The organism is Pseudomonas sp. E1MeOHC2 (genome assembly GCF_058745025.1).
The window spans coordinates 3530499-3547569 of record NZ_CP196675.1 but is presented as its reverse complement, the minus strand read 5'-3'; the positions used below and the strand labels follow the sequence as shown (position 1 = coordinate 3547569).

The window sequence follows — 17071 nt, the reverse complement described above, 5'->3', positions numbered from 1 at the left end:
ATGGATACGTGATCCACCATCGATACGTTTAACTATCGTCCCGCTCGCGGAGATATTCCTCGAGCAGCTTCTTCTCTTCTCCAGAAAGCGAGCGACTTTCCAGAAGATCGGCGCGTCGTTCGAAGGTCCTACCAAGGGACTGCTTCATCCTCCAACGCCGGATATGTGCATGGTTGCCACTTAGCAACACGTCGGGAACACGCTGATCCGCATACACCTCAGGTCGGGTGTAGTGCGGGCAATCGAGCAGACCGTCGGTGAAAGAATCTTCCTCCGCCGAGTCCACATGCCCTAAAGCTCCGGGCAGCAGCCGCGTAACCGCATCGATCAGTACCATGGCCGGCAGCTCGCCACCGGAAAGCACATAGTCGCCAATCGACCACTCCTCATCGACATGAGCCTCGATAAAGCGCTCGTCGATGCCTTCATAACGACCGGCGATCAGGATCAACGACTCCTGTTCGGCCAGGCCTTTGACCGCCTGCTGAGTCAGCTTGCGGCCTTGCGGCGAAAGGTAGATCACCTTTGCCGATGCTCCGGTCGCTTGCCTGGCGCTAACCAGGGCGTCTTCCAGAGGCTTGATTTTCATCACCATGCCCGGACCACCGCCAAACGGCCGATCATCCACGGTATGGTGGCGATCTGTGGTGTAGTCCCGCGGATTCCAGCAGGTCACCTGAAGCAACCCCTGTTTCACCGCGCGGCTGGTAATGCCGTACTCCGTGATGGCCGAGAACATCTCGGGGAACAACGTGATGACGTCTACGCGAAGGTTACCCATCGTTTAGAAGTCCGCGTCCCATTCAACCCGCATCACGCCTGCTTCCAGGTCGATTGCCAGCACACATTGCTCCGTATAGGGCAACAGACGCTCGCGATCATCCAGGCTGCCTGCGCACGGCTTGACCACCATTACATCGTTCGCACCGGTCTCCAACAGGTGATCGACCTTGCCGAACAGTTGTTCGTCCTGGTTGATGACCTTCAAACCCTGCAACTGGTACCAGTAGTACTCGTCGACGGGCAGGTTGGGCAAAAGGCTCCGCGGTATGCAGATCTCGTAACCACTCAGAAGACGGGCTTCATCACGATCATCGAGGCCTTTCAGTTTCACGACCAGGCCCTTTTGGGAGCCACGACCGCTGACCAGCTCTACCTGTTTTACCTTGCCTTCGTGCTTGAGCGTCCAGCGTGGATAATCCAACAGGTTTTCAATCGGATCGGTAAAGGAATACACCTTCACCTCGCCGCGAACGCCGTGAACCGAAAAAATCTTGCCAACGACGATGAGGTCGTCAGCCTTTTCTGGCGTCGCGTTCATATATCTTAGGCAGCGGCCTTGGCAGCGTCCTTCAGCAGCTGAGCAACACGCTCAGACGGCTGCGCGCCCTGGCTCAGCCAGTAGGTGACGCGTTCTTGGTTGACCGACAGCTTGACTTCGGCGCCCGATGCGATCGGGTTGAAGAAGCCAACGCGCTCAACGAAACGGCCGTCACGGGCGTTACGCGAGTTGGTCACGGTCAGGTGGTAGAAAGGGCGCTTTTTCGAGCCGCCACGGGCCAGACGAATGGTTACCATGTGAACATCGTTCCTATAGTCGGTGCTGCAGTTGGTACTGCAGTCGGTGCTGCAAATCTGAAAGCCAAATAGGCACATGCGTGCCCAAAAGGCCGCATATTCTCGGGGAATACACGGACATTTGCAAATGACTTTTTCGGCAAGGCCTCGCCATGCCGTCCAGATCTGCCGGTTAAGCCACGGTTTTCGTGGCCGCTCCCCGCCTAGGCGGGGGTTCTGAGCGCCTATCCGATAAAAGACAAGCGCTCGGAATAGGGATTACAGCTTCGGCATGCCGCCGCCTGGCATCATGCCGCCAAGGCCGCGCATCATCTTGGCCATGCCGCCTTTGGCAGAGAATTTTTTCATCATCTTCTGCATTTGCTTGTGCTGCTTGATCAGCCGGCCGACGTCCTGCACCTGGGTGCCGGAGCCAATGGCGATGCGGCGCTTGCGCGAACCGCTGAGCAGCTCTGGGTCACGGCGCTCGGCCGGGGTCATGGAGTTGATGATCGCCTCCATCTGCTTGAACTGCTTCTCGGCCGCGCCCTGGGCATTGCCCATCTGCGACAGGTTGACCCCGCCGATGCTCGGCAGCTTGTCCATCAGGCCGCCCAGGCCGCCCATGTTCTTCATCTGTTGCAGCTGGTCGCGGAAGTCTTCGAGGTCGAAGCCCTTGCCCTTCTTCAGCTTCTTGGCCAGCTTGTCGGCCTTGGCCTTGTCGATGGTCTGCTCGGCCTGCTCGATCAGGCTGAGCACGTCGCCCATGCCGAGGATGCGCGAGGCGACGCGGTCGGGGTGGAACGGCTCGAGGGCCTCGGTCTTCTCACCCATACCGATGAACTTGATCGGCTTACCGGTAATGGCGCGTACCGACAGGGCCGCACCACCACGGGCATCACCGTCGACCTTGGTCAGTACCACACCGGTCAGCGGCAGGGCTTCACCGAAGGCCTTGGCGGTGTTGGCGGCGTCCTGGCCGGTCATGGCGTCGACCACGAACAGGGTCTCGACCGGCTTGACCGCGGCATGCAGCGCCTTGATCTCGGCCATCATGTCGGTGTCGATGTGCAGACGGCCGGCGGTGTCGACGATGACCACGTCGATGAACTTGAGCTTGGCTTCGCGAATCGCCGCTTCAGCGATGGCGACCGGCTTCTGGCTGATGTCGGACGGGAAGAAGGTCACGCCAATGTCGTTGGCCAGGGTTTCCAGCTGCTTGATCGCCGCCGGGCGGTAGACGTCGGCCGACACCACCATCACGCTCTTCTTCTTGCGCTCCTTGAGGAAGCGCGCGAGCTTGCCAGCGGTGGTGGTCTTGCCCGCGCCCTGCAAGCCAGCCATCAACACCACGGCAGGCGGTGCGGCATTCAGTGCGAGGTCTTCGTTGGCCGCGCCCATCAGGCTTTCGAGCTCGGCCTGGACGATCTTCACGAAGGCCTGGCCTGGTGTCAGGCTGCGCGACACCTCGGTACCGACTGCACGTTCCTTGACGCTGTTGACGAAATCCTTGACCACCGGCAAGGCAACGTCGGCCTCGAGCAACGCCATGCGCACTTCGCGCAGCGTGTCCTTGATGTTGTCTTCAGTCAGCTTGGCCTTGCCGGTGACATGGCGCAGCGTCTGTGACAGGCGGTCGGTCAGGTTTTCGAACATGGTGATCCTTTCAGGCCCAGTAAAAGCCGAGGTTTGTCAGGCGCCCAAGGGGGAAATGTACACACCCTGGGCACAGCAAGGCGGCGATTATAGCGAAGTGCAGCGACGGCGCACACCTTGGTGGATAGTCGGTGACCAAACCCGCCGCTTCGCAGGTACTGTCCCGCAGTCTTCCTAGAGCAGCGCGATCTATGCCAAACTCCGTCTCTTTAAGGCTCGCCAACCAGGACTTATGTTCTCCTCACCCAGCCTCATCCCCAACCTGATCGCCGCCGGCCTTTATATAGCCGCGACCCTCTACCAGGGTTCGCACCTGGCCCAGGGCCGCAAAGCCGACAAACGCTTGCTCGGCCTGCTCGGCGCCCTCGCGGTGATCGCCCAGGGCGGTGCCCTGTTCTTCCAGCTGATCACCCCGCTGGGCCTGAGCCTGGACTTTTTCAGCGCCGCCAGCCTGATCGCCGTTGCGGTCATTACCCTGACGCTGCTGGCCTGCCTGCGCATCCCGGTAGAAAACCTGCTGGTGCTGCTGTTCCCGCTGGGCGCGGTCACCGCGTTGCTGGCCCAGTTCGCGCCCCCCGGTACCGTGCCGCTGGTCAACGAAGAACCCGGCATCCTTGCGCATATCCTGCTGTCGATCCTCGCCTACGGCCTGTTCACCATTGCCGTGTTCCAGTCGCTGCTGCTGTTGCTGCAGGACCGTCAGCTGAAAAACAAGCACCCGTCCGGCTTGATCCGCAACTTCCCGCCGCTGCAAACCATGGAAAGCCTGCTGTTCGGCTTTCTCTGGGCCGGTTGGTGCCTGCTGTCGCTGTCCCTGATTTCTGGCTGGCTGTTCCTCGACAACCTGTTCGCCCAGCACCTGGTGCACAAGACCTTGCTGGCCTGCGTCGCCTGGGTGGTGTTCAGTGTTCTGCTGTGGGGCCGCACCCGCCTAGGCTGGCGTGGCCACAAGGCGATCCGCTGGACGCTGGCCGGTTTCTGCCTGCTGATGCTGGCCTATTTCGGCAGCAAGCTGGTTCGCGAATTCATCTTGCATATCTGACGGCCGCCCATGGACACCCTGCCGTACGCACCGCTACTCGGCACTCTGGCACTGGCACTGCTCTGGTCGGCGCTTTTCAGCGCCGTGGATGCCGCCCGCCTGCAGCTCAACGGTTCGTTGCGCTCTGGCGATGACGGGCAAGCCCCCCTGCCCGCCCAGGCGCTGGTGCTGTGCGCCAGCCTGGGCAAGCTGCTGGTGCTGGGCCTTGCCTGCCTGATCGGCCAGCGCTACAGCGGCGAACACGGCTTCTGGCTGGCCGGCCTGGGTGCCACCCTGGCCTTGCTGGTGTTTGCCGAGTTCCTGCCGCGACGCCTGGCGCGGCGCAACCCGCAGGCGTTCGTCAGCCTGGGTGCCAGCCTGCTCAAGGTGCCCCTTGCCCTGTTGCAGCCACTGGCCTGCCTGCTCGACGGTTGCGCCAAGCTGATTCTGCGCCCGTTCCGCGCACAACCTACGGCGGTGGCCCTGCACCCGGAGCAGGATGACGACTTCGACGAAGACGAGGAGCACGAGCCTGCACGCCATGGCCTGCTCGACGGCTTGCAGTCGCTGGACAAAATCACCGTCAACGACATCCTGGTGCCGCGCAACGAAGTCGATGGCATCAACCTGGATGACCCGATCGAACGCATCATTGAGCAGCTGATCGTCAGCCGCCACACGCGCCTGCCGGTCTATCACAACGATATCAACCAGGTTGAAGCGATCCTCAACACCAAACTGATCAGCCACCTGCTGCCCAAGGCAGAGTTGACCCTGGAGAATCTCCACGGCGCCTGTTACGAACCCTATTTCGTCCCAGAAAGCACGCCCCTGCAGTTGCAGTTGCTGAACTTTCACAAGCAGCAACGGCGCCTGGGCGTGGTGGTGGACGAATACGGCGAAGTGCTGGGTATCGTCACACTGGAAGACATCCTCGAAGAAATCGTCGGCGAATTCGAAGACGAACAGGGGCTGGACAACCCGCACGTACACCCCCAGGGCGACGGCACCTTCGTCATCGAAGGCACCGCCTCGCTGCGCGAGATCAACCGCACCCTGGGCTGGCACCTGCCTTGCGATGGCGGGCCGAAGACCCTCAACGGGCTGGTCACCGAAGCGCTGGAAAGCATCCCGGAAAGCGCTGTTTGCCTGAAGATCGGCCGATATCGCCTGGAAATCCTCGAAACAGAGGACAATTGCGCCAGCAAGGTACTGGTGTGGACCGTGACCCGATAGCTATACTCGGGTCACGCTTACCCAGCCCCGCCGTCCCGCCTGCTACCCGCACCCGGCGCCACACGGCCAGTCCGCTCCACTGACACGCCCCGCGGTCCTGCTTCAACACCCCGAACAGTGCCCGCTCCCGCCCCTATCCCCCTTGGGCTATCGTCAGTCGGGCGAGCAAAAGAACAATACGCTCCGGCGTCCGCGCAACCGTGCCTGCCCTTGGATGGCGCGCGCAGTCGCGGATCAAGCCCATGGAGCACGACCAGACTGTTAGGGACCTAATTAATGACCACCAGCAGCACCTATGCCCAAGCGCCTGCCGCGCCGGTCAACTCGCCCGCGCGGGTGGCCACCGCCAGCTTCATCGGCACGGCCATCGAGTTCTACGACTTCTACGTTTACGCCACTGCCGCCGCGCTGGTGATCGGCCCGGTGTTCTTCCCGTCCGGGTCGGGCACCGCGCAAATGCTTGCGGCCTTTCTGACGTTCGGTATCGCCTTCCTCGCCCGCCCGCTGGGCTCAGCGCTGTTCGGCCATTTTGGCGACCGCATCGGCCGTAAATCGACCCTGGTGGCGTCGCTGCTACTGATGGGCGTCTCTACCACGGCTATCGGCGTGCTGCCCGGCTATGACAGCATTGGCGTCTGGGCGCCGATCATTCTCTGCCTGCTGCGCTTCGGCCAAGGCCTGGGCCTGGGTGGCGAATGGGGCGGTGCGGCGCTACTGGCCACCGAGAACGCACCGCCGGGCAAGCGCGCCTGGTTTGGCATGTTCCCGCAACTGGGCCCCTCGATCGGCTTCCTGGCGGCCAATGGCCTGTTCCTGACCCTGGCCCTGGTGCTCAGCGACGAGCAGTTCCGTGAGTGGGGCTGGCGCATCCCGTTCCTGCTCAGCGCCGCACTGGTACTGGTCGGCCTGTATGTGCGCCTCAAGCTTGAGGAAAGCCCGGTATTCGCCAAGGCCATCGCCCGCCATGAGCGCGTGAAGATGCCGGTGGTCGACCTGTTCTCCAAATACTGGATGCCCACCCTGCTGGGCGCCGCGGCGATGGTGGTGTGCTACGCCCTGTTCTACATCTCGACAGTGTTCTCGCTGAGCTACGGCGTGACCACCCTGGGCTACAGCCGGGAAACGTTCCTCGGCCTGCTGTGCTTCGCGGTGGTGTTCATGGCCCTGGCCACGCCTCTGTCGGCCTGGCTCAGCGACCGATACGGGCGCAAGCCGGTGCTGATCGTCGGCGGCCTGCTGGCCGTGGCGTCGGGCTTTACCATGGAGCCGCTGCTGACCTCGGGCTCGACCACGGGTGTGGCGCTGTTCCTGGCCATCGAGCTGTTCCTGATGGGTGTGACCTTCGCCCCGATGGGCGCGTTGCTGCCCGAGTTGTTCCCCACACACGTGCGCTACACCGGTGCGTCGGCGGCGTACAACCTGGGGGGAATCGTGGGGGCTTCGGCGGCGCCGTTCTTTGCTCAGAAGCTGGTGAGCATGGGCGGCTTGAGTTGGGTGGGCGGGTATGTGTCGGTGGCGGCGGTGATCAGTTTGATTGCGGTGCTGTGCTTGAAAGAGACCCGCAATACAGAGCTGTGAGACTCTGGGGCCGCTTTGCGGCCCATTCGCGGGGCAAGCCCGCTTGTGTCTTGGAGAGGGAATAGAATCTGAAGTGAGAGCGGTGAATGGCAAGCTGATAGCCCGAGGTGCCCAGAGCACGTGTGGGAGCAAAAGCTGCCATTCACCGTTCCACTTTGGCGAGAGCCCGAACAGTTGGATGAGGGGCGTAATCTCGAATCACAAGCGTGGGCCAAGCCAAAGCGCTCTCACTCCTTGAGTTTAAGAGGGTTTGGCCATGTCTTCCTCTGTCGGCATCGATGTTTCCAGTGCCACACTTGCTGTTCACATCCGCCCTGAGGGGGTGAACTTCAGTGTTTCCAATGACTTGAAGGGATTCCAACTGCTCGTCGAAAAGCTTGGCGGGCATGCAGTTTCAATGGTCTTGCTCGAAGCTACCGGTGGCTACGAGTGCAATGTCCTCAAAGCGCTGCAGGATGCCGATTTTCCGGTTTGCCGGATCAATCCCAGTCGTGCCCGGGACTTTGCCAAGTCGATGGGTAAACGCGCCAAGACCGATCCCATTGACGCAGCGGTTTTGGCTCACCTGGCTGAAGTTATGCCCCCACGGCCTTGCCAGGTGATGACACCCGAGCGGGCCTTGCTGCGCGAACTGCTTATGCAGCGGGATCGCTTCGTCCAACAGCGCGACGATGACAAGCGGCGCCTGAAGCAGGCGCGGGCTCCCAGTGTTTGTTTGCGGTTGGAACAACACATCGCCTATCTGAAGGGTGAAATTCGAGCGCTGGAACAAGAGATCGCACAGCAGGCAGCAGCTTTGCCTGATGACCGGGTTAAACAGCTCACTCAAGTCAAAGGAATTGGTCTGATTACTGCCGGAAAGCTGATGGCCTTGCTGCCAGAGCTGGGCCAGGTGGATAAGAAGGAAATTGCCGCCTTGGTCGGTGTTGCGCCGTTCAACCAGGACAGCGGCAAGCAGTCGGGCAAGCGTTCAATCTGGGGGGGGCGCTCACAAGTCAGGCGGGCGCTCTATATGGCCTGCTGGGTGGTGATACGGCACAACAAGGACTTCTGCGAGCGCTACAAAGCACTGCGAGCCCAAGGGAAGTGCGCGAAAGTATCGGTGGTGGCGTGTATGCGAGTATTGATAGTGAGGCTAAATGCGATGCTCAAGACCGGAACGCCCTGGAAGGAGCAAATAGCTCATTCGTAGGAGCAAGCCTTGCTGGCGATGCCCGGCACAGCCGGGCCTGGGGCGCTACGCGCCCCATCGCCGGCAAGGCCAGCTTCCACAAGAAGACAGTTGCTCCCACAGCGCTGAACCCGAGGGTACGGACTTTCCTGTGGGAGCGGGCTTGCCCCGCGAATGGGCTGCACAGCAGCCCCTTACACAATCAGATCAAAACTCGACCTTGACCGCCTGCGAAGCCCGGGTCGCCTTGGCCCGCGCCGCTTCGATCGACTCATCACGCGCCAGGCATACGCCCATCCGACGGGTACCGTTGATTTCCGGCTTGCCGAACAGACGAATGGCTGTGTCCGGCTCGCTCAGCGCGGCCCCCAAGTTAGCGAAGCTGGTCTGTTGCGACTGGCCTTCCGGCAGAATCACCGCCGACGCCGACGGCCCAAACTGACGCACCACAGGGATCGGCAGGCCAAGAATAGCGCGGGCATGCAAGGCAAACTGCGACAGGTCCTGGGAGATCAACGTCACCAGGCCGGTATCGTGCGGGCGCGGCGAAACTTCGCTGAACCACACCTGATCGCCTTTAACGAACAGCTCCACCCCGAACAGACCGCGACCGCCCAAGGCATCGGTGACCGCCTTGGCCACTCGCTGCGACTCGGCCAAGGCCTTGGGGCTCATGGCCTGAGGCTGCCATGACTCCTGATAATCACCTTTCTCCTGACGATGGCCGACTGGCTCCAGGAAAGTGGTGCCACCGACGTGACGCACGGTCAGCAGGGTGATTTCGTAGTCGAAATCGATGAAGCCTTCGATGATCACTCGGCCCTTGCCGGCGCGGCCGCCTTCCTGGGCGTAGTCCCAGGACTTCTGCAGGTCGGCATCGCTGCGCAGCAGGCTCTGGCCTTTGCCCGACGAGCTCATCACCGGCTTGACCACGCACGGGTAGCCGACGTCAGCCACGGCCTTGGCGTAGTCTTCATAGGTGTCGGCGAAATGATACGGCGAGGTCGGCAGGTCCAGTTCTTCGGCGGCCAGACGACGAATGCCTTCACGGTTCATGGTCAGCTGGGTGGCACGGGCGGTGGGCACTACGGTGAAGCCTTCGTTTTCCAGCTCGACCAGGGTCGCGGTGGCAATGGCTTCGATTTCAGGGACGATGTAATGCGGCTTCTCGGCCTCGATCACTGCGCGCAGGGCGACGCCATCGAGCATGTTGACCACATGGCTGCGGTGCGCCACCTGCATGGCCGGGGCATTGGCGTAGCGGTCCACGGCGATCACTTCGACGCCCAGGCGCTGCAGCTCGATCACCACTTCCTTGCCCAACTCACCGCAGCCGCAGAGCAGTACACGGGTGGCGGTGGGCGACAATGGGGTTCCGATACGGGTCATTTCAGGTCCTCGAAGGCGTCCGGGGCTGCGCCAGGCTAAGCGCCGCCCGCTGAAAAAGGACCCGTATTCTACACCATCAACCGACCGCAGCAGCCCGCCGGGCGCGAAATGCCATGGCCAGCCACACCGCGGTGACGCCGGCGAACTTCGAGGCCATTGCCGTGCCGATCACAGCTGGGGTCAGGGCACCGATCATGCCGAAGAAAATGAAGGTATCGACCGGAATGCTCAGCGCCGAGCTCAGCCACAGGCGGTCACGCAGGGGCCGGCGTGTGACACTGAACACCAGCCAGTCGATCAGTTCGGAGATGAAGAAGGCGGTGGCGCTAGCCAGTGCGATGGCCGGTTCCGAGGTGACGTATGACAGCACCAGGGCCACCAGCATGGCGATCAGGGCGCCATGCCCGAAGCGGGTCTGGACCATGTCGCGCAGGATGAACACCAGGCCGCCCCAGGCGGACCAGATGATGTCCAGGTGTGGGGCACTGGAAAAGGCGTAGTTGATCAGCACTACGCTGCTGATATAGGCGATGAGAAAGAACATGAGCAGTAACCGTCAGACAAGCCGCACAGGTTACTTGATTTTGGGGTCAGCGGCAGCCGCTCCTACAAAATCATGCCGGCAGCCACTGCCCGTTCATGGCACAGCTTCAACACCGCGCGGCGTTCAGTGTTATCCATCCGCCCCCAGCGGCCAATCTCGGCCACCGTGCGCTGGCAACCCGTGCAGATATCCTGCTCGTCCAGCGCGCAGATGCTCACACACGGCGACGCCACCGGGCGCTCGACCTTGACCGCCTCACTCATCATCCACCACCAGGTCACGCGCATAACGCTGGGCATTGTGCACATAGTGCGCGGCGCCGGCCTCGATCATGCGCATCTGCTGCTCGCTCAACTCGCGCACCACCTTGCCTGGCGAACCCATCACCAACGACCCGTCGGGGATTTCCTTGCCCTCGGGGATAAGCGCGTTGGCGCCGATGATGCAATGCTTGCCGATGCGTGCCCCGTTCAGGATCACCGCGTTGATGCCGATCAGGCTGTAATCGCCGACCGTACAACCATGCAGCATGGCGTTATGGCCGACCGTCACCCCCTTGCCCAAGGTCAACGGCGAACCCATGTCGGTGTGCATCACAGTGCCGTCCTGGACATTGCTGTCCTCGCCGATGTCGATCAGTTCGTTGTCACCCCGCAATACAGCACCAAACCATACGCTGGCACGGGCCTGCAGGCGCACATTGCCGATCACAGTGGCGTTGGGTGCGATCCAACTGGTGGGATGGCTGTCGACCCGCAGGTCGCCCAGGCGATATTTCATGCTCGCTCCTCAGGATAAACGGCGGCGGTTTGAAGCAGACGGCAGGGTGGGCCCCGCTCAGATTTCGATGTAACGCTCCGGGGGTTGATGCAGGCTGATGCCGGCGTCGTATAGCAGGTTGACCAGCTCGACGATCATGATCGCCGACAGCCCCCAGATCTTGTATTCGCCGTAACGGTAACTGGGCACGTACCAGCTACGCCCCTGGTAATCGATACGGTGGGTGTGGTCACGCGGGTCTTGGCGAAAGAATTCCAGCGGCACGGTGAATACTGCCGCGATCTCCGCATCGTTGGCGCGGTATTCGACGTAATCGGGAATAAGCCCGACGAATGGCGTCACTTTCAGGCCATGCAGCGAGATCAGCGGGCTCAGCGGGCCGATCACTTCCACCAGCCCTGGCGGCAGGCCGATTTCTTCTTCGGCCTCGCGCAGGGCGGTAAACACCAGGTCCGGGTCTTCGGGGTCGCGGCGGCCACCCGGGAAGGCCACTTCGCCACCGTGGGTCGACAGCCCCTTGGCGCGCAGGGTCAAGACCAGTTCGGGCGCTTCGCTGCGGGTAATGGGCAAGAGTACCGCCGCTTCGGGAAACCTTCGGTCGGTTTCCAGTGATGCGGGTTCATGGTTGCTCATTCGGCGAAGAAGCTCGTCCAGCATTGCGCACTCTCGTATCCAAGGCCTGTCTTGCATGATGCACCAAAGCCGCGAAGCACCCAAGCCCCGTACGCTTGCGGCCACCGGGCCATCGCGCCAAGATAGCCCTGTCATAAGGGAAGCTAAGCATGAAATTCTGCAGCGCGTGCGGCCAGCCGGTCATTCAGCAGATCCCCGAGGGCGACAGCCGCCTGCGGTATGTCTGCGCGTATTGCCAGACCATCCACTACCAGAACCCAAACATCGTCGCCGGGGTGCTGCCGACCTGGGGCAGCCAGGTGCTGCTGTGCCGCCGCGCCATCGAGCCACGCCGTGGCTACTGGACCCTGCCCGCCGGGTTCATGGAGAACGGCGAGACCCTCGATCAGGCCGCCCGTCGTGAAACTGTCGAGGAAGCCTGTGCCCAGGTCGGGCCAATGAGCCTCTACCAATTGTTCGACCTGCCGCACATCAACCAGGTGCATGTGTTCTTCCGCGCCGAACTTGCCGACCTGCGCTTCGATGTGGGCGTCGAAAGCCTGGAAGTGCGGCTGTTCGAAGAACATGAGATACCGTGGGGCGAGCTGGCTTTCCGCACCGTCACACGCACACTAGAATGCTACTATCGCGACCGCATCGGGCAGCACTACCCCATAGGCCATGAGTACCTGCCGCCGATGAACGTCTCGCCCACTACTTAAGCCTGCAGGTGCTGCTTCATGCGCTGGTTGTTTGCCTTTTTCTGCCTTTGCGTTACCTCGGTGTCCCAGGCTGCCTTCACCGAGACCATCATTCGCAAGCCGCAACCACCGGTGCCTGCGCAATCGCAATCGCAGGCCGCCATGCAGCCACTCATCGACAAGGTGCTGGTGATCAAGTCCGAGCGCCGCCTGCAACTGATCAGCCGTGGCGAACCGCTGAAGACCTACCGAATTTCCCTGGGCAAGCAGCCCAAGGGCGCCAAGGAGCGCGAAGGCGACAAGAAAACCCCAGAGGGCCTCTACTGGCTGGACTGGCGCAAGCAGAGCGACCGTTTCAACCTGGCCATGCACATCGACTACCCGAACATCAGCGACGCCGCCCGCGCCACCCGCGAGGGCGTGAGCGCCGGCAGCATGATCATGATCCATGGAACGCCGATCAACGACAACTACCCGGAGTGGTACTTCCATACCCTGGACTGGACGGATGGTTGCATCGCCATGCGTAACCGCGACATGCAGGAAGTCTGGGAACTGGTCAAGGACGGGACGTTGATCGAGATTCGTCCCTGACGTCCTACAAACCCACTCACCGTGTAGGAGCTTTCGCACATTCAAATGCTAACCCGCCTGACATCCGCATAGGCGGCGTACCGATGCTGACGCTCGCCAGGTGGGCGCGCGGTTGCAGTCGGCCAAAGGCGGCAAGGCGGACTGACCTGATCACCAACTGACCCGCCGCTGCCCTGTCGTTGCCTCCGGCCCCAGCCACTGCGCGCCGCGCAGCAGCGGGGTCAGGGCAGCATCGGGTTGCAACGCGATGGCGATTTGCGCCTGCCGCCCGCGCACATCTGCATCCATATCGAGCTGATGCTGCCCTGGCTGCAGCAACTGCCCCAGCAGGCGCCAGCCCCCTCGGCACTGCACCTCGACCCAGCCTTGCCCCAACCCCAGCGACCAAGGCTCACTCAATGCCAGGTCCGCCACTGTGAGGCGTCCATCGCTGGCCAGGCATTGCAGCCCCGAACCCTGCACCCGCACCGAACCCTGCCACTGTCCATCCAGACGATACGCTGCAGGCACAGTCGCCTGCGCCGCTGCCGGCCGCACTTCTAGCGCCCAGCGCCAGGGCCAGCCGTGAACGTGCACGTGCCACGCCTGCCCCTGAAACCCCAGCGCGCCCTGCCCCTGCAAACGCCAAGGCTGCACGGCCCACTGCAAGGGCCCGAACGGCCCCAACTGGGCAGCCTGCCCTTGCCACAGGCTGCCGCTCACACCCGCCGCCGGTAATCCAAAGCCACGCACCAGCCAACTGGCCGGCAAGTGCACCAGCAAGGTCAGGCCAAACACCAGTAGCAACCACGCCACGCCGCCCCGGCTCATGGTCGAAGCACCAGGTCGAAGCGCATCCCCTGAGGGTCTTGCTCCAACCCCCACTGCAAGGGCAGCGCGCCTTCGGCCTGCAGCGCGCGCACCCAATCCAGCAGGGCCTGCTCATCGCCTACCTGACCGCGCATTTGCCAGGCCTCGCCCTGCGTGACCACCTCCAGCAACTCGATCCGCCGGGCCTGTGCCGACGCGCGCAGGCGCTCAAGGTTCAACGTCGCGCCACCCTGCAAACCCACCGCAGCTTCCGCCAGCGCCCGCCATTGGCTCAGCACGCGCCATTGCGCCACACCTTCGCGCACCACCAGCACGCTCGACAGCAGCGCGATGAGGCACACGGCCAACGGCAAACGGTGCCGCTGCATCCAGGCCCTGCTCATGCCGCCACCTCCAGGTCGAACACCACGTTTGGCGACGACTCGCCGCCACTGACCTGCACCTGAGCCCCTACAGCGCTGGCCATCTCGCGCCAGGGTGGTGCGGCGCCCTCCCCCTCCAGCCGCACATGCCAACGCTGGCCATCAAAGCGCACCGCTTGCAGGCGCCAGCCGGGATGCTCACGCAGCCAGGCGTGCAAGCGTTGCTGTAAGTCGTCGAGCTGACGCAGGCGCACTTGCTGCTGCAGGTCGGCCTCGCGCAGGCGCTTGAGCGACTGAGCGGCCTGCCTGGGCCCCGCCTGCTCACCTGTCACGGCAATCACCTGGGCCTGCCAAAGCTGGGCCTGGCGCCATTGCTGGGCCAACCACAAGCCGCCCCAGGTGCACGCTAGCAGCAGGCATGCAGCAATAAGCTGGCACTGCTGCCGCGACGGCCCCGCCAGCGAACGGCGCCGCCTCTGCTCGAACAGGCCAGGCACGCTGTCCAGCGCGGCCAATGCTGCCGGCCACCTGCCTTCCAGGGGGAGCCTGCGTAGCTGGGGCCAGGGTTCGAGCAACACCTCGCCCATCGACTCAGGCCAGGCCAGCCAGTGCTCAGCAGCGTCTTCGCTCAGCCCCTTGAGCAGGCTGACCCCACCTTCTTTCTGCCACCACCAGGCTGCGCCCGGCTCGGGTACAGGCAGCAACTGGAATTCGGCCCAGCACCGCTCGACCATCAGCCCCCACTCGGCACATTGCCCACGCCAGCCGTCCAACTGCTCACGCGCCACGGCCAGTAACCGGGCTTGCCCGGCCGCACGGCCCAGATACCCACACACCACCTCATCCGCGCCTTGCAGCAAACGGTCTTCAAGCAGCAGCGGCCACTCTTCACGCTTGAGCCCTGGCGGCGCGGCCAACTGGAAATGGCTGCAGCGCTCGGCAGGCACGATCAACGCCACCCGCGCTTGTAGATTCGCCGGCGGTTCGCCCTGCCCCTGGCGTTGCGCGCCATCGCCCCCGACCAGTAACCAGTCCCAAGGGCTGCCTGGACGCAACAGCAGCCAAGGTCGTGCCGGTGAGCGTCGACGCCAGTCAACGTTCATGAGCGCCCCCAGGGAAGAACGAAGGTGCAGGCATACGGTGCTCCATCACGTTGCAGTTCCAGGCGCACGCCACGGCCGGGGTGCGCGGGTTGATCGGAAGGCCAAGGCAGCCAGCGGCCACTCTGGTGGTAAAGAATGTTCATCGCGCTCACCCGCCCAAGCTGTTCGCGCAGCACCCAGCGCGGCGCCGAGGCGGCATACAAGTCCGCCGAGCTTTCCAGCAGCAAGCGTTGCTCCCGCGCCTCGAAGCGCAAGCGCTGGCGCTGCAAACGCGACCCGCCTTCGGCTTCCGGCAGGCCTGTCGCGGCCACCCACAGCAGTTGCCGGCTCGCCGGTTGCCAGTCCAACCAACGGCTGGCCAAGGGCAGCCGCTGCTCATACACACGGCGCAGGACCGGGCTGTCGAAGCGCCGCTCCAGCGCCAGGCAAAAGTCCAGCACCGAGGTTTCCTGGCTGCTCACCTGCAACCGCTCACGCACCTTCAGCCAGCCATTGACCAACGCTGCCAGCATGACGCCGAGCAGCGCGGTGAGGGCCAGAGCCACCATCAGTTCGATCAGGGTCAGGCCTGCCTGCTGCCGCTTCATGGGCGCTCCAGAAACACACTGTATTGGCCAAGCGGCAGCCGCTGGTCGCGGTCGCCGAACAGCAACAGTTCACCCCTGCGCAGGTCGCGCACGCCGGTGCGGCGCAGTTTCAGTTGCCAATGGCACACCTGGCCGCCCTGGCTCAGTTCGCCGCCCACTTGATTGCTGGCCGGCCAGTACTGCTCGACGGTGAAACGGGCCTGCAGTTCGCGGGCGCAGAGCAGGCCAAGGCGGTGCTGCTGCAGGTTGTCCTGCACCGCCAGACGCTGGCGCAGGACCTGGCTGGTGATCACCGCCAACACTGCGGCAATGGCCAGGGCAACGGTCACTTCCAGCAGGGTGAAACCACGCTGCTGGCGTTTCATGGCACAGCCGCCGTCTGCAGGCGGCCATCACGGCGCCAGGCCCAGTGCTGACTGCCCTCGGCCCAGCGCCAGCGCACGGAACCCGGCTGCGCCCAACCCTGCGGCGTGAACACAAGGCGCGGCTGCTGGCTGGCTGGCCAGTCGGGCTGCAAGCCCTTGGGCCACTCGCCCAGGCTGACCTGTTCGACAACCCAGCCATCGCGCTCACGCCGCACGAACTCCGGGCGTTGGCCGGTCCAGCGCAGCCCGCGCAACTGCCCGGCGTGCCGCGCCTCGGCGGCCTGCGCGTGCATGTGCGCAGCCAGCCGCTGCAAGGCCTGATCGGCGCTGGCCTTGCCGCTGTCGAGCGACGCCACGGCGAGCCCGGTCATGAGCCCGGCGATGGCCAGCACCACCAGCAGTTCGATCAGGCTGAAGCCTTGCTGATGACCGGGTGCTATTGGGACCGCTATGCGGTCCTTCGCGGGCAAGCCCGCTCCCACAGGTTCGGCACAGGTCTTCAAGCCTGTATGTATCCTGTGGGAGCGGGCTTGCCCGCGAAGGGCCATATCAGGCTTATCTAACATGCTTTACAGCGCCCAGTTACCCAGGTCGGCATCCTGGCCTTCACCGCCCGGCACACCATCGGCGCCTAACGAATAAACATCCACCCGCCCATGCTCACCCAGCATGCGGTACTGATAGGGAGTACCCCACGGATCTTCCGGCAAGCGGCGTACATAACCATCGCTGCGCCACGAACGCGGCAATGGCTCCTGGGTCGGCTTTTTCACCAGCGCGGCCAAGCCCTGCTCGCTGCTCGGAAACCGCAGGTTATCCAGCCGGTACATGTCCAGCGCCTGTTCGAGGGTGGCAAGGTCGGCCATGACCTTCTGCCGCATGGCCTTGTCCTGGTTGCCCAGCACGCTGGGGGCGACCACGGCGATCAGCAGGCCGATGATGAAGATCACCACCATGATCTCCATGAGGGTGAAGCCACGCTGACGGTTACGTCGATGCTGCATG

The 17071-nt window shown here is 63.2% G+C and carries 22 protein-coding genes; 6 read left to right on the top strand and 16 right to left on the bottom strand.

Annotated elements, in window-relative coordinates:
- Nucleotides 1-28 precede the first annotated feature (28 nt).
- The 4 genes from trmD to ffh form a co-directional block, all read right to left on the bottom strand.
- A complete protein-coding gene (gene trmD / locus ACSSU5_RS16025; protein ID WP_008094486.1) occupies nucleotides 29-781 on the bottom strand; it encodes a tRNA (guanosine(37)-N1)-methyltransferase TrmD in 753 nt (250 codons plus the stop codon).
- Nucleotides 782-784: 3 nt separating this feature from the next.
- Nucleotides 785-1321 (bottom strand): ribosome maturation factor RimM, encoded by a 537-nt coding sequence (gene rimM, locus ACSSU5_RS16020; protein ID WP_264310058.1) that lies wholly within the window; start codon nucleotides 1319-1321, stop codon nucleotides 785-787.
- Nucleotides 1322-1326: 5 nt separating this feature from the next.
- Nucleotides 1327-1578, bottom strand: coding sequence for a 30S ribosomal protein S16 (gene rpsP / locus ACSSU5_RS16015; RefSeq protein ID WP_008094480.1), 252 nt, complete (start codon nucleotides 1576-1578; stop codon nucleotides 1327-1329).
- A 258-nt stretch (nucleotides 1579-1836) separates the two neighbouring features.
- Complete coding sequence (ffh, locus tag ACSSU5_RS16010; RefSeq protein ID WP_264310059.1) at nucleotides 1837-3213, bottom strand: signal recognition particle protein; 1377 nt, start codon at nucleotides 3211-3213, stop codon at nucleotides 1837-1839.
- A 232-nt stretch (nucleotides 3214-3445) separates the two neighbouring features.
- On the opposite strand from ffh, the gene ACSSU5_RS16005 reads away from it, so the two are divergent.
- The 4 genes from ACSSU5_RS16005 (at nucleotide 3446) to ACSSU5_RS15990 (ending at nucleotide 8240) form a co-directional block, all read left to right on the top strand.
- A complete protein-coding gene (locus ACSSU5_RS16005) occupies nucleotides 3446-4255 on the top strand; it encodes a cytochrome C assembly family protein (protein ID WP_492559269.1) in 810 nt (269 codons plus the stop codon).
- A gap of 9 nt (nucleotides 4256-4264) precedes the next feature.
- Nucleotides 4265-5470: a transporter associated domain-containing protein gene (locus tag ACSSU5_RS16000; protein ID WP_264310061.1), complete on the top strand. Its 1206-nt coding sequence runs from the start codon at nucleotides 4265-4267 to the stop codon at nucleotides 5468-5470.
- A 276-nt stretch (nucleotides 5471-5746) separates the two neighbouring features.
- Nucleotides 5747-7048, top strand: coding sequence for an MFS transporter (locus ACSSU5_RS15995; protein ID WP_492559268.1), 1302 nt, complete (start codon nucleotides 5747-5749; stop codon nucleotides 7046-7048).
- A gap of 256 nt (nucleotides 7049-7304) precedes the next feature.
- Entirely contained in the window at nucleotides 7305-8240 is a 936-nt protein-coding gene (locus tag ACSSU5_RS15990; protein WP_492559267.1) for an IS110 family transposase, read from the top strand.
- Between the two features lie 186 nt (nucleotides 8241-8426).
- Here the strand turns inward: ACSSU5_RS15990 and purT are convergent, their stop codons facing one another.
- The 5 genes from purT to ACSSU5_RS15965 all read right to left on the bottom strand — a co-directional run bounded on the left by purT (nucleotide 8427) and on the right by ACSSU5_RS15965 (nucleotide 11589).
- Nucleotides 8427-9608: a formate-dependent phosphoribosylglycinamide formyltransferase gene (purT, locus tag ACSSU5_RS15985; protein WP_264310063.1), complete on the bottom strand. Its 1182-nt coding sequence runs from the start codon at nucleotides 9606-9608 to the stop codon at nucleotides 8427-8429.
- A gap of 76 nt (nucleotides 9609-9684) precedes the next feature.
- Complete coding sequence (locus ACSSU5_RS15980) at nucleotides 9685-10152, bottom strand: VUT family protein (RefSeq protein ID WP_264310064.1); 468 nt, start codon at nucleotides 10150-10152, stop codon at nucleotides 9685-9687.
- Between the two features lie 62 nt (nucleotides 10153-10214).
- Nucleotides 10215-10418 carry a DUF1289 domain-containing protein gene (locus ACSSU5_RS15975; protein ID WP_264313971.1) on the bottom strand — a complete coding sequence of 68 codons (204 nt, stop codon included), beginning with the start codon at nucleotides 10416-10418 and terminating at the stop codon, nucleotides 10215-10217.
- Complete coding sequence (locus tag ACSSU5_RS15970) at nucleotides 10408-10932, bottom strand: gamma carbonic anhydrase family protein (RefSeq protein WP_264310065.1); 525 nt, start codon at nucleotides 10930-10932, stop codon at nucleotides 10408-10410. Before ACSSU5_RS15970 ends, ACSSU5_RS15975 begins: the two co-directional genes overlap by 11 nt.
- 57 nt (nucleotides 10933-10989) lie before the next feature.
- Nucleotides 10990-11589 (bottom strand): CoA pyrophosphatase, encoded by a 600-nt coding sequence (locus ACSSU5_RS15965; protein ID WP_027595712.1) that lies wholly within the window; start codon nucleotides 11587-11589, stop codon nucleotides 10990-10992.
- Between the two features lie 125 nt (nucleotides 11590-11714).
- Here ACSSU5_RS15965 and ACSSU5_RS15960 point away from each other — a divergent pair, with 125 nt between their 5' ends.
- Both ACSSU5_RS15960 and ACSSU5_RS15955 read left to right on the top strand, forming a co-directional pair.
- Complete coding sequence (locus ACSSU5_RS15960) at nucleotides 11715-12266, top strand: NUDIX hydrolase (RefSeq protein WP_264310066.1); 552 nt, start codon at nucleotides 11715-11717, stop codon at nucleotides 12264-12266.
- Between the two features lie 18 nt (nucleotides 12267-12284).
- Nucleotides 12285-12839 (top strand): L,D-transpeptidase family protein, encoded by a 555-nt coding sequence (locus ACSSU5_RS15955; protein WP_492559266.1) that lies wholly within the window; start codon nucleotides 12285-12287, stop codon nucleotides 12837-12839.
- A gap of 150 nt (nucleotides 12840-12989) precedes the next feature.
- Here ACSSU5_RS15955 and ACSSU5_RS15950 read toward each other — a convergent pair whose 3' ends face one another.
- The 7 genes from ACSSU5_RS15950 to gspG all read right to left on the bottom strand — a co-directional run bounded on the left by ACSSU5_RS15950 (nucleotide 12990) and on the right by gspG (nucleotide 17070).
- Nucleotides 12990-13649 carry a type II secretion system protein N gene (locus tag ACSSU5_RS15950; RefSeq protein WP_264310068.1) on the bottom strand — a complete coding sequence of 220 codons (660 nt, stop codon included), beginning with the start codon at nucleotides 13647-13649 and terminating at the stop codon, nucleotides 12990-12992.
- A complete protein-coding gene (gene gspM / locus ACSSU5_RS15945; RefSeq protein ID WP_492559265.1) occupies nucleotides 13646-14032 on the bottom strand; it encodes a type II secretion system protein GspM in 387 nt (128 codons plus the stop codon). The genes ACSSU5_RS15950 and gspM overlap by 4 nt, the downstream gene beginning before the upstream one ends.
- Complete coding sequence (locus tag ACSSU5_RS15940) at nucleotides 14029-15114, bottom strand: type II secretion system protein GspL (RefSeq protein WP_492559264.1); 1086 nt, start codon at nucleotides 15112-15114, stop codon at nucleotides 14029-14031. The genes gspM and ACSSU5_RS15940 overlap by 4 nt, the downstream gene beginning before the upstream one ends.
- Nucleotides 15111-15701: a PulJ/GspJ family protein gene (locus ACSSU5_RS15935; protein WP_264310071.1), complete on the bottom strand. Its 591-nt coding sequence runs from the start codon at nucleotides 15699-15701 to the stop codon at nucleotides 15111-15113. Before ACSSU5_RS15935 ends, ACSSU5_RS15940 begins: the two co-directional genes overlap by 4 nt.
- On the bottom strand, nucleotides 15698-16066 hold the full coding sequence (locus ACSSU5_RS15930; protein WP_492559263.1) for a type II secretion system protein GspI: 369 nt from the start codon (nucleotides 16064-16066) through the stop codon (nucleotides 15698-15700). The genes ACSSU5_RS15935 and ACSSU5_RS15930 overlap by 4 nt, the downstream gene beginning before the upstream one ends.
- Complete coding sequence (gene gspH / locus ACSSU5_RS15925; protein WP_492559262.1) at nucleotides 16063-16536, bottom strand: type II secretion system minor pseudopilin GspH; 474 nt, start codon at nucleotides 16534-16536, stop codon at nucleotides 16063-16065. The genes ACSSU5_RS15930 and gspH overlap by 4 nt, the downstream gene beginning before the upstream one ends.
- Before the next feature lie 99 nt (nucleotides 16537-16635).
- Nucleotides 16636-17070: a type II secretion system major pseudopilin GspG gene (gene gspG / locus ACSSU5_RS15920; RefSeq protein ID WP_492559261.1), complete on the bottom strand. Its 435-nt coding sequence runs from the start codon at nucleotides 17068-17070 to the stop codon at nucleotides 16636-16638.
- Nucleotide 17071 lies beyond the last annotated feature (1 nt).